The organism is Coleofasciculus chthonoplastes PCC 7420 (assembly GCF_000155555.1).
In the GTDB taxonomy this organism is placed as follows: Bacteria; Cyanobacteriota; Cyanobacteriia; order Cyanobacteriales; family Coleofasciculaceae; genus Coleofasciculus; species Coleofasciculus chthonoplastes_A.
Genome location: NZ_DS989852.1, coordinates 219060 through 231554 on the forward strand (window position 1 = coordinate 219060; position 12495 = coordinate 231554).

The following is a 12495-nucleotide window of genomic DNA, read 5'->3' on the forward strand; positions in this document are numbered from 1 at the left end:
GTCGAACGTTCCGCAAATTTACTCCCGTGCTTCTCAGTGTAACGCTGTGTTGGACAACACTGGCTTGTCAGGATGCAACTAACTATTCTCAGCCTGTAGGACAACAGAACACCAACACTGTATCGTCTCAGACTCGACTCACAGATGGGAAGTATCCTCTCCAGCAAGTGACCTACAATGACGCGAATGGGCAGTATACTTTATTTTTAATGAACTCCACGCCCCCGGTTTACAGTACCACGAACCCGCAAATGATACCTCTGACGCCAGAGGAACTCAACGCTGGGGAACAAAGTTATCTACAAATGCAGAATAACCAAGCCGTGTTGCATTTGAGTCCAGAGTTTCAGATTGAATATATCCACGCCGTTACTGAACCCGCCGGGAACAATGAAATGGTAATTGTGCGTGAGGAATCAACCTATTGGCAACCCTTTGAGAGTGATGGGGAGATTGAGATTGAACTGGACTTTTATTCTCCTCGATACTATATTCCACCCCCCTATCAATCCGGTCAAGTGCTGCATAGTGGTTATCATGCCTCAAGTTATGACCAAGCGGTAGCTAAATATCAAAGCAACCACAATACACCACCGCCTGTAGTGCGGAACAATCAGTTACGTACATCAGGAGTCTTGCGGAAGTCAACCACGAGTCAAACCACAACTCCGAGAACCTCACCCGCATCCACGAATTCATCCAGTACAACCCCATCAACACCAACGGATAAATCAACAACGCCTCAAGCTTCACCGGGAACAACGAATCCAGCTACAACCACTCAATCTGCACCACCATCGACAGGTTCCTCAACAAGTTCCTCCCCGTCTTCATCAAGTAGCAGAACCACGGGTTCGGGTTACGGGAGTAGTAATTTAAGACAGTCTAGCCAATCGAAACCTAAGCCCAGTTCATCCCGAAATCGTTCCTCTAGTTTTGGTAGTAGTAGCAGCCGATCTTCTGGGTCGAAGAAGAAACGTTGAATAATTTTATTGGAGAAGTTACATCTACATAAGTATAGCGGTTCTCAATTACGAATCGCACACCAAAATGTAGGGGTGCAAGGCTTGCGCCCTTATGCAATTAAGGACTCATTTAATTTAACGGTCTAGGTTCCAATTATGGATAATGATTTAGTTCTTTTTCTAGCAGGTGTTAGCTTTCTCATCCTCTATTTAGTCTTCTCAGCGCTAACTGAGATGGGGACAAAGCTTCCTTGGAAAAAATAACGGGAATCCTGGGGACTGGAAGTCGCTGCTACACAAAAAAAGTCCGCCGGCGCGGACTGGATTGTCTGGATTACAAAGTTAATATAGTTTCATCAATGGTAAGCTAATACAAGGTTTCAGGACTTTATCTAGACTTTTTATCTTGAACATTTATTCAACAATCCCTAATTACAATTTGACTTAAGCGCTTCAAAATTTTGAGAACGCTGTACAAATCTCCAGGGTTGCGAGTCGCTAACAAGTTTGATGTCGCGTATTTGGGATAGTCTTCCTGAACACATTTGACAAATATGAACGTTCCTCCACTGGTAATCATGCCATAGCTAGGTTTTTCTGGATTGGGATTTCCTAGCATATACGCCAACATTTGGGCAAGTCCGGCTTCAATGGAATAGGAGGCTCGTTTCGACTCGATAACCATAACCCAAAGCTGGTTTTTTAAGACTAATGTATCAATTCTTCCCCTGATAATTACGACATCATCTTCCTCGACAATATCAATGGATTGTTCGGATTTAACGTAAAAGGGAGCCAGATAAAAATCACCAATGAAGAGAATAGGGTCTAAGACAGCCATTCTCACCCCATCCTCTAGTAAGGGGGGATAGTTAAGCAGATTGAGATAACCCGCTTTTACTTTGTCTAATTGTTGTTTGTCGGAATCAGATAGCTCGGGTAAATCTTCCTGCCACTCGGTAAAAAATTGGTTGTCTTCAACCAATTGGAGTCTATAGTTTTCTAGGAGATAACGCAAGTCTATATCTTGGGATTGAATGATTTGTACCATAACGAATTGGTGACATTTATTGTTTGTTTCCCGTTCTATAATACCCGTCGATGGAATCTAATCTTTTAAGTAGGTGGACATATTATGTCGCACTGCGAACTAAAATAACGGTACTCTTCACCCGCCGCGCGATCGCTTCCGGTATATTCTCCTGAATCATGAGCTGTAATAGCCCTTCCCGACTTGCGCCTAAAACCACGACATCGCATAATTGGTTATTAGCGATATAAACCACCGCATCAGAAACCTCACTGGCGCGAATAGGAATCCGGCGAATCCGACCCTCGGTTTGTTTCTTTAAAAAGTCGCTAGCTTCTTCTATGGCGGTTGTATCCATAATCGTATCTTCTGGATCAAAGACTTGGCATAATCGAATATCGGGTGGCTTACTACTTAAGGGAATTAACGCTGGCAGAAATTCCAAAGCGCGTTGCGAATTCGGACCGCCTGCGATGGGAATCAACCAACGCTGAAAGAAGGGAGGGATATAAGGCGGATGCATCATTTCACCCAATTTAACGACCATCACATCACAGGGCGCTTGTCGAATCACTGCATCCACTACCCCGCCAAAAATGCGTCCAGGGGTTGAGGTTGAGCCTTTCCACCCCATCATCATCAAATTAATATGTCGCTCTTTAATGGTGTCTAGAATCCCTTGAGTAATATCCTGACTCACCCGTATTTGAGTGTGAACGGGTATATTCCAATCTCGTCCCCACTTTTCCGCCTGACGTAATAACCGACGACTTTTTGTGGTTGTTACTGGCGTTTCTGCAGGAGACGTGCTGCGGGAGACGAGAATCACTTGTAGACATTCCAATTCATAGTCGCGATCGCGGGCGATGGCGGCGGCGAGTTTGACTAATATGGGGGCGGTTTGGGGATTAGCGATGGGAACTAATAACCGTCCTCGTCCCGTTTCTGGCGATCGGGTTTGATAAACTACATAAGAGGGTTCTGATTGTGATCTAGTCTGAGTTGTCTTACTATCAAGCTGATCCAATTCCGCCCGAATAATATCGCTGCGGGTAATAATTCCCAATAACTTCCGCCCTTCAGTGACTGGGAGGCGACTGAGGTGATAACGGTTGAGCAGATAAAGCACATCGACTAAACTCGCTGTCGGCTTCACCGTTATCGGGTGCGATGTCATAATCTCTGCTAGAGGTGTGGTGCCGGGAAACGGACAACGGGGCGGATTGCCTTGCATTTTTGTCGCCTGTGTAAGATCTGATTGACTAATAATCCCCACTAGCGTCCCTTCATCTACCACAGGAAACCCTTGGTGCGTCGAACGAGATACCATCTGCAAGGCGTCATCCAGAGTCATGTGCAGCGATAAGGTTTCTACCTGTCGTTGCATCAAATCCTCTGCTGTTAACCCAACCAATGAACCCTTGTCTACTTTTTGAGTGGGGGAGGTATACCCTCTCCATTCCAACAGACGCTGATAAAGTGAGCCTTTGGAGAGTTGATCGGCAATTAGATAAGACACCACACAGGTGATCATTAACGGTAAAACCAGATTGAAATCCGCCGTAATCTCAAATATGATCACAATCGCGGTTATAGGAACCTTAGATACAGCACTAAAAAACGCCCCCATCCCTGCCAAGGCGTAAGTCGTCGGTTCCCCAACCCCTAAAAACGATAATTTAGCAACGCCCACCAGATAACCCAAGGCAGAACCCAAAACCAGTGACGGGTGAAATAAACCCCCAGGAGCGCCTGATCCATAAGAAACTAGGGTGAGAAAAAAGTAGGTTACTAAAGCGAGGCTAGTGAATTGCCAACTTTCTGCGCCTGTAATTAACAACTCCCGCAACCCACGATTATTGCGAAAATCCGGGGGTAACAGAGAAACCACACAACCACAGATTAATCCCGCTAGCCCCATTTTTACCGCCAAAGAGACATGAAAGCGGCGTTGTAGCGTCAATGAAAACAGAATCCCACGATTAAATAAGGTTGCCAGTAATCCGGCTAAAAGACCCAGGATTAAATAAAAGGGAATCTCCGGAGCAGAAAAACTACTGGTTGTTTGAGTTAGTTCCAGGTTCAGGTCGAGACTACGACCCCCTAAAATCCGGGAAATCACCGCACCGATAAACGAAGCGAGAATCGCTGTTCCTAGCGTTAAGCCGGAAAAATCATGGATTAATTCCTCAACCACAAACAAAATACCCGCGATTGGGGTATTAAACCCCGCCGCTAAACCCGCCGCTGAACCCGCCGCAATGAGCTGGCGTCGATGGCTCGGAGAGGTAGGAAACCAACGGCTAAACTGAGCCGCTAACGCTGCACCAATATGAACTGTGGGTCCTTGACGTCCCAGGGTCAGTCCTGCCGCGATCGCTAAAATACTACTGACGAGTTTAACCAGCGCTACACGCAAATCTAGAGCGATGGGATACCCTCCAAGTGCGGCTTTAATCTGAGGAATACCACTCCCAGAAGCATCGGGTGCCAAATACTCAACCAAGAATCCAGACAGTGCTCCCAATACCAGTCCGAAAGCGGGTAAAACTAGAAAGGGCGGAAATTGTTCAGAAGTTTGAACCCGCCATGAACCGAGCCAACCAATACTGTGTTGGAGTAACACGGCGGATAGCGCAGAAACCACCCCAATTAAACAAGCTTCTGCGATCGCCAAACGTCGCTTGGGCAGTAACCATTGACGTATGGGATTGATCATTTGTCATTTGTCATTTGTCATTTGTTAGGGAAAAGGTAACAGGGAACAGGGAATAGGCAATAGGTAAGGTAGAGTTTTGAGTTAACTTCCTCAGCTTCCCCAGCTCCCCCAGCTCCCCCAGCTTCCCCGGCTCCCCATCACCCCATCATCTCCTAACGAGCTAAATCAAAATAGAGGTCTGCTCAGATGCAGTGACTGAGAGTCCTTCTAAAATTAAAGAGGGGGTATAACACGGACCATTCCATTCTGCATCTTCACCCAGAGCAACAATCTGCTTGAGGGCAGTGTAGACGTTACCCGCAACCATAGTGTCTTTTACCCGACCGATGATCATACCGTTGCAGACGCGATACCCTAAATCTACATTGACAGAAAAGTCTCCAGATATGCCAGCCCCACCACCGAGGATTTGGTCGATGACTAATCCATCATCGAGTTGCATCAGTAAGTCTCTCAATGAGCCTTTACCGGGTTGCACCATGATATTGACTAAACCTGGGGTGGGATAACTGCCTAAGCTGGGACGAAATCCATTCCCTGTACTGCCTGTTCCCAGTAATCGCCCAATGGTGCGATCGCCATAAAACTGTTGCAATTGTCCTTCGCGAATTAATAATAGGGGTCGGGTGGGTGTCCCTTCGTCGTCAAAAGGACAGCTATAGGGACCCGTATTCGGTTGTTGAGATAGGGTAAGGTTGAGGGAACTGACGACTTGACCCAAGCGATCGCTCCAAGGGGAAGCCCTTTCCCATACCTGTTTTCCATTTAATGCGGTTTGGACGGTATCCCAGAGTAAATCGGCGGCTTTGGCGGTGAGCAAAATTGGGACTTGACCGATAGGGGGATAAACGTTATTTTGCGCCCAGTTGAGGCGTTGCTGAATCGCTTGTACGATTTTATCGGCGTTAAGCTGTTCCCGTTGGGTTTGACCATCCGAGACGCATAAAAAGTCATCGCCGCGCACCCATTCGACGGAGACAAAACAGTTGAGTGTGGTGTCGGTGTAGTGACAATCTAAGCCTTGAGAGTTGATCAAGCGGATGGTTTCGGCTTCACATTCCAATTCGGCGGTACACAGAACCTCTGGATTCGCGTCCCGAATTTTGGCGATCGCTTCTTTGCCCATGACGACCAATTCTTCTACCGCCACGGACTTGCCCAAGTCGGGATAACCTTCGGTACGTCCCGGTGTGAGTTCCACCGATTCCGATTCATTCAGAGTGCTAATGGCAATGGCGCGATCCACTAAGTCTTGGGGATTCACTGCACCATAAGCAACCGCCAATCCGGGACGACCGTTTTTCCATAAGCGTAGCGCCACCCCTTCTGATTGACTACTTTCTAGCCGCTTGAGGCGATTCGCTTCAAAGAGTACAGGTCGAGACAGCGATTGCGACTGATAGACCTCAGCATCCTTGGCTCCGGCTTTGAGTGCCAGATCTAAAAGTTGTTCGCAGGGCAGGGCGGGTGACAAATTCGGAGACTCCATAATGTTTAGGGTTAATTATTCTGTTTATAGTTCCGGCTCATGGTGATAAACCCCTAACCCATTCAGGGCTACGTTAATTCTTGCAATAACCAAAATCCAGCAAAGGTTTCTGAGGTTGGTGTTGACTGCACGGCGAGAAAATGTATGGACTGGGCGTTTTCTTTGGCAGATTCAAAGCCTTGAGCTTCCGCTAGGGTTTGGGCATCGGTGAGGTTGGCTAAAGCCCAGCTATCACTAGCACCCGTTTCCAGTAATAACCGAGGAGTGACACCTCCTTGAAATTTAACAAACGCTAGTTCTAAACCTGACATCCACGCGGCTAGGGCTTTGGCGCGATCGGAGAAAATAATCACTCCAGGAATGCGCGTATCTGGAGCCAGATTCATCATGGAGAGGGGAAAGGCTTCGCCAAAGTCAATCTCCCACTCCTCCATCTCCGCAAAAGCAGCAGCTTCTAAGCTCACCAATGCCCATTTTTGTCCCTGGATGGCGTCGGGTAAGGGTTGAGGAACTTGAGGTTGGTAGCGCACAAAGGCAGAGGCGGCGGCTGAGGACCTGATATCCGGGTTGCTGGGGATAAACGTCCTTGATCCGCTGGTTAAGCCAGTGATCCAGCGTGTATGTCCGACGACTCGTGATCGCAGGAATGCCTAACTCCTGGCAGGCTTTAGTAATCATATTGTTCATCTGACGCCGGAAAAAGCGAATTTTGGTCGGTGCTTGTCCAGCTTTCGCGATCGCCTCTTCTAGGGATTGCCGCAACCATAAGGAGTTGACCTCCTGGTTGGAACAAAACTGCGCGTACTGAAATAAGTCGTCTGTGGATTGGTGGATGTTTAAAGGACTCTCACAAATTAAGACTTCCCAGAGCTTCTTCTGATTGTCGTCCAAGATTGGACGTGAATAGAAATCGAGTTCCCAAATAATCGTCATGCCAAGACTGTATAATCTAACCCCTCTTCTAATAATACGGGTTAGCGATCCGCTCCCTGAACGATTTATGCCAAGTTGCGGTCAAATCGAGTGGATAGGAGATGGGGGAGATGGGGGAGCAGGGGGAGCAGGGGGAGCAGGGAGAGCAGGGGGAGCAGGGAGAGATGGGGGGAGCAGAGGGAGCAGGGAGAGCAGAGGGAGCAGGGGGAGCAGGGGGAGATGGGGGAGCAGGGGGAGCAGAGGGAGCAGGGGGAGCAGGGGGAGCAGGGAGAGCAGGGGGAGCAGGGGGAGCAGGGGAAGTTAACTCAAAACTCTACCTTACCTATTGCATATTCCACACCGAGCGTGTTACCGAGCGCGGTTCGGCTGAACTTCGACAGGCTCAGTTGCCGCGCTCACCGTCGAAGCCTCACGCCGAAGTCCGAGGTGTTGTCTATTGCCTAGCGCGTAGCGCTATAACGGATCAGATGTTAAGAACGCGGTAAGTTAGAGGTAAGCGCTCTATCCATACCTGTAAATCACTAATCATGCCTGTGAATCGAATTGTCCTGTTATGCGTGGTTGGAGGCGGACTGGCTATATTTGTGTTGTCAAATTTGTCAGCCCCCGCCTTGTCTATCGTATTTTTAGGAATGCAAACGGTTGCATTGCCTCTGACGGTATGGATAGGACTGGCGATCGCACTCGGCATACTCACCAGTTTAGTCTTACAATTGCTCAGTTTTCGACCCAGGAGGGTTCAGAGGTTTGATCGCGCCGCCCAAGCATCGCCTCCAAATCGCTGGCGATCAAATGCTGAGTTTGAGCAGGAGGAACCTGAACCCGAGGAAAGTGAACCAGAAATGCCACCTCCCCCACCCCCTCCACCACCACCTCCTCCTCCCAAATCTTCCCCCTCTGCTTCCGGTTCTGATTGGGATCAAGCTGTTGCTCCAGAGTGGAACTTTGAAGGAGAATCGGCAACCTCGATAGAGGACGAGTTTGACTGGGATGAGTTGGAGAGTCAGCCAGAGGAAGAGGTGTTAGAGGAAACAGAGCGCGATCGCGAAGAGCGCAGTATCGGAAGCGATCACAGTAGTTACGAATCACCTCAAGAACCCAGCCGCCGTTCTCAATCCGACTCGGTTTATTCCTACAGTTACCGGGAATCTAATACGTCTAAATCGAGGATTGGCAAATCTGAGGCAGTGTATGATGCTAACTATCGAGTAATTACCCCGCCGTACCGCCAACCCCCACCCCAAGCGGAACCGGAGGATGAGGATGAAGGTGAAGACTGGGGATTTGAGTTTGATGAGCAAGACAGAGGTTCATAGCTGAAACTCGATCAATGAATGGGATTCAGTAGGAAGACAAGGAAACAGGGAATAGTGATTGGATTCATCAAGCCTGATCGTGTGTGGTTCGCCCACCCATATTCGACGCTGGATCAAGAGGAACACCAGTTCCATAAGATTCAGTCACTTCTTGGGGTAGATCTATAACTGCAACCTATCTTAAGAGTCGAGTTAATCGAATCTGCAAATAGGATGAAAATTCATCAGTCTCGATCGTGATTGGGTTTTGAGAAAATAGTCTTGACTCAGATACCGGGCGAACGGCACAACGGGTATTAAACTGAAGTTCCCCCCGTCCAGATGTACTATAGGGGACTGAACTCCTACTGCATAAGCATTTTAGCAATTTAGCCCCCTCAATTCGTACCCATGTATATTTAAGATTTTCTTAATAGTCTTGGGGAAAAATCTGTGAGATAATTGTAGTCATGTACATAGAACGTGTTCCGAACCGAAATTCCCCACCCGCCGTATTACTTCGTGAGTCCTATCGCGAAGGCAAGAAAGTGCGGAAACGTACCCTAGCGAACCTGTCTAAATTGCCGGATGAAGCCGTAGACGGCTTAAAAATCCTTCTCAAAGGAGGCAAAGCCATTGAAGACATCGAAGAAGCGTTTAACATAGTCCGTTCTCGCCCTCACGGTCACGTTGCCGCTGTGCTAGGAACAATAAAAAAAATCGGATTAGACTCGATTATCAGCGGTGAAAACACACGTAACCGACGATTAGTGCTATCGATGATAGCGGCGCGGATTATTGCCCCTAAGTCGAAATTAGCCACAGCCAGAGGATTACAAGAGGCAACTAAACTATCCAGTCTAGGAGAACGATTGGGATTGTCTGGGACGGATGAAGACGAACTCTATTTAGCCATGGACTGGCTCTTGTCTCGGCAAGAGGAGATAGAAAAGAGTTTGGCAGCTATCCATCTGGTAGAAGGAACATTAGTCCTCTATGATGTCAGTTCAACATATTTTGAAGGAAAGACTTGTCCTTTGGCACAATTCGGATATAATAGAGACAAGAAAAAAGGAAAATTGCAAATAGTATTTGGATTATTATGTAATGCCCAAGGATGTCCCATTTCTGTAGAGGTGTTTGAAGGAAATACAGCCGACCCTAGTACATTAACCCAACAGATAGAAAAAGTCCGCACTCGGTTTGGATTAAAGAAAATAATCTGGGTGGGGGACAGGGGAATGATAACACAAGCGAGAATCCGAGAAGACTTGAAGGAAACAGCAGGAGTAGACTGGATAACCGCGCTACGTTCAAGCCAAATCCCGAAACTGGGTAATCAGTCGTACATTCAGCTCTCTCTATTTGATGAAAAAGACCTAGCTGAAATTACTTGTGAAGACTATCCGGGAGAGAGATTAGTCGCCTGTCGGAATCCCTTCTTAGCTGAAGAAAGAAAGAGAAATCGCGAAGAGTTATTGCATGCCACTGAGCAGAAATTAGATAAAATAGTCAGCGCCACATCGCGGCAAAGATGTCCCCTAAGGGGTGAAGCTGAAATTGGACTGAAAGTCGGTGAAGTCATCAACAAGTATAGTGTGGCTAAACACTTCAATATCCAGATAACTCCTGATAGCTTCTCTTACCAAAGAAACCGAGAAAGTATCGAGGAAGAAGCGACATTGGATGGTTTATATGTGGTGAGAAGTTCCGTACCCGAAGAAACACTGAATGCCGAAGATACTGTAAAAGCCTATAAGAGTTTATCGAAAGTAGAGCAAGCCTTCCGCAGCTATAAAACCATTGACTTAAAAGTGCGTCCCATCTATCATCGTAACAGCGATAGAGTGAAAGCTCATGTATTCTTATGTATGTTGGCGTACTATGTAGAATGGCATATGCGTCGATGTTTAGCCCCGATTCTTTTCGATGAAGATGATTGGGAAAATGCTCTTAGATTACGTGAAGGAATAGTCACCCACTCAGTTCGGAGCGATTCGGCTTCTTCTAAAGCCCAAAAGAAGCGGACAGCTGATAACTTACCCGTGCATAGCTTTCAAACCCTGTTGGCTGATTTAGGCACGATTGTTAACAATCGAATTCAGTCTAATATTCCAGGTGTAAATTTCGACTTTGACAAGGTAACCGAACCGACTCCGGTACAAAGAAAGGCTTTAGATTTGTTGGGCGTCAGCCTGATTTGTACCCAGTGAAGCCGAAAGTGAAATCGCCCTAAGCCAAGATAGGCATACAGTGTAGCGATTTGTCAAAGGGGAACTTCAGATTAAACGAGGCGAAACATATATCGAAGCCGACTTCGTTGGCAAATCCGATACAGTGCGATCGGCGCATAAATACCTACGACTGTACCCAGGATAAGGTGTGCGATCGGCTCGGTAAACCCGAAGACATATTGTAGAAAAATTCGTAGTGATGCCGAAGCTATTGTATGAGCCACGTATATTTCTAGCGAAAAGCTTCCCCACTGTTTCACGAAGCCATTTCTATTAAACCGATCCAGGAAAATCGCCAAAGCAACTGAGGCGGCGATGCCAAATATAGCAACTATAGGCGTCAGCAATTTTACCGCCATCAAATTGAACCCAACCGCTAATCCCACAGCACAAAATCCACCAATAATAACAATGAGCAAAGTCTTGGTTTTCCATTGACTTAACTGTGACATTAATCGACTACTGCCTACTACCGCACCCAAGGCGAGGTAGATAGCATAGCGGCGGACTGAATACAAAACTTCCCATGAACCCAAGTGAACATCAACAATTTGCGTCAAGTAAAATAAAATCGCCAAAATTAAAAATACTCTGGGAGAAACATTTAGCTTGTGGACAATCGCGTAGACCAACATGATGACAAAGAGAGTGTAGAGAAACCAATATTGCATCACGGGTTGGTAGACAATTCGCCACAAGTTAGTTAGGGGTATCGGATTATTTGTATAACTACCTGCTATAGCCTGAAGGATAGTTTGAAACACTGACCAGACAAAGTAGGGGTACGCGATAACCTTGAGCTTACTGACAACAAAATCTCTTAGTGGTTTGGAGGCTGATCGTTCGATAAATAATCCTGAAAGGCAAAAGAAAAGTGGCATGTGAAAGGCATAAATCCACTGATCTATTGAAATAATTATTGTTGATGCATCAAGTATTGAGCTATTAACTAAACCTCTAAGCGTATGACCAAAAACGACTAAAAATATTCCGATACCCTTGGCATAATCAACCCATTGCACCCGCTGTTTAGTCGCAAAGGTAGTTTGGGTTTGTTTAGAGATATTAGCCATCAGCCAATCCTCAACTCAGAGTGCATATCTATTTGAATATTTAATTATATTGAGCAATTGGTAATCTGATCGATGACCCGTAACCCATTAACAATCAACAAGGGTTTCAGCGATTTCTCTTTATTATACTCCTCCCAGAGTGACATAAGAGCGATAAGCTGTCATGCATTTAAATTGGGTATTAGTAGCGAGCAAGATGCAAAGCCTGCGGCATGGCTTCGCTTAACGCACTACCATCCTTTCGCCGTTATTGATATTAAGGTTTAAATGCCGAACAGCTTATTATTAACTTTGGATTTTAAGCGCATAGTCCCGGAACCGATCCAAATCAGCTTGAATCGTAGACTCGACAATTCGACCTAAAAACAAACCATCCATCAACTTACCTAAGATGCCGGGAATATCGTAAGCCACCGTAAGTTTAACAACACTACTTCCATGGCGATCATAAAAGCGCACTGCACCCCGATTCGGTAAACCATCAACAGATTCCCACTGAATAATCTGATGGGGCACTAATTTCAGAATGCGAGAGATCCAGCTAAATTCAAAGCCACTGCTGGCGAGTTTCCAACGGGACAAATCTGGATTATCTTCTAATACTTGTACCGAGTCAATCCACTTCATCCAGCGTGGCATTTGCTCTAAATCAGACCAGAGGCTCCAAACGGTTTCCATTGGCACCTCGACTTCAACTTGTACACTGTGTTCTAGCCAGTCAGAGTTATTCGTCATTTGTCATTCGTCATTCGTCATT

At 46.6% G+C, this 12495-nt stretch carries 9 protein-coding genes and 1 pseudogene; 4 read left to right on the forward strand and 6 right to left on the reverse strand.

Going from position 1 to position 12495, the window contains the following annotated elements; translation table 11 throughout:
- The first annotated feature begins 26 nt into the window (after positions 1-26).
- Positions 27-983 (forward strand): hypothetical protein, encoded by a 957-nt coding sequence (locus tag MC7420_RS17960; protein WP_006101916.1) that lies wholly within the window; start codon positions 27-29, stop codon positions 981-983.
- Between the two features lie 400 nt (positions 984-1383).
- Here MC7420_RS17960 and MC7420_RS17965 read toward each other — a convergent pair whose 3' ends face one another.
- From MC7420_RS17965 to MC7420_RS17980, 4 genes and pseudogenes are all read right to left on the reverse strand, one after another.
- The gene (locus MC7420_RS17965) at positions 1384-2016 is read right to left on the reverse strand and encodes a hypothetical protein (RefSeq protein WP_006102079.1); all 633 of its coding nucleotides are present in this window, start codon (positions 2014-2016) and stop codon (positions 1384-1386) included.
- A gap of 82 nt (positions 2017-2098) precedes the next feature.
- A complete protein-coding gene (locus tag MC7420_RS17970) occupies positions 2099-4714 on the reverse strand; it encodes a chloride channel protein (protein WP_006102029.1) in 2616 nt (871 codons plus the stop codon).
- A 160-nt stretch (positions 4715-4874) separates the two neighbouring features.
- On the reverse strand, positions 4875-6203 hold the full coding sequence (locus MC7420_RS17975) for a TldD/PmbA family protein (RefSeq protein WP_006101887.1): 1329 nt from the start codon (positions 6201-6203) through the stop codon (positions 4875-4877).
- Between the two features lie 68 nt (positions 6204-6271).
- Positions 6272-7136 (reverse strand): annotated as a pseudogene (locus MC7420_RS17980) (Tab2 family RNA-binding protein).
- A gap of 110 nt (positions 7137-7246) precedes the next feature.
- On the opposite strand from MC7420_RS17980, the gene MC7420_RS41585 reads away from it, so the two are divergent.
- The 3 genes from MC7420_RS41585 (at position 7247) to MC7420_RS17995 (ending at position 10644) form a co-directional block, all read left to right on the forward strand.
- Positions 7247-7621 (forward strand): hypothetical protein, encoded by a 375-nt coding sequence (locus MC7420_RS41585; protein ID WP_198016491.1) that lies wholly within the window; start codon positions 7247-7249, stop codon positions 7619-7621.
- A gap of 42 nt (positions 7622-7663) precedes the next feature.
- Positions 7664-8452: a hypothetical protein gene (locus tag MC7420_RS17990; protein ID WP_006101874.1), complete on the forward strand. Its 789-nt coding sequence runs from the start codon at positions 7664-7666 to the stop codon at positions 8450-8452.
- 449 nt (positions 8453-8901) lie between these two features.
- Entirely contained in the window at positions 8902-10644 is a 1743-nt protein-coding gene (locus MC7420_RS17995) for an IS1634 family transposase (protein WP_006101930.1), read from the forward strand.
- A 71-nt stretch (positions 10645-10715) separates the two neighbouring features.
- Here MC7420_RS17995 and MC7420_RS35395 read toward each other — a convergent pair whose 3' ends face one another.
- Together MC7420_RS35395 and MC7420_RS18005 are read right to left on the reverse strand one after the other, a co-directional pair.
- Positions 10716-11738 (reverse strand): acyltransferase family protein, encoded by a 1023-nt coding sequence (locus tag MC7420_RS35395; RefSeq protein WP_006102082.1) that lies wholly within the window; start codon positions 11736-11738, stop codon positions 10716-10718.
- A 285-nt stretch (positions 11739-12023) separates the two neighbouring features.
- The gene (locus tag MC7420_RS18005) at positions 12024-12473 is read right to left on the reverse strand and encodes an SRPBCC family protein (protein WP_044207922.1); all 450 of its coding nucleotides are present in this window, start codon (positions 12471-12473) and stop codon (positions 12024-12026) included.
- Positions 12474-12495 lie beyond the last annotated feature (22 nt).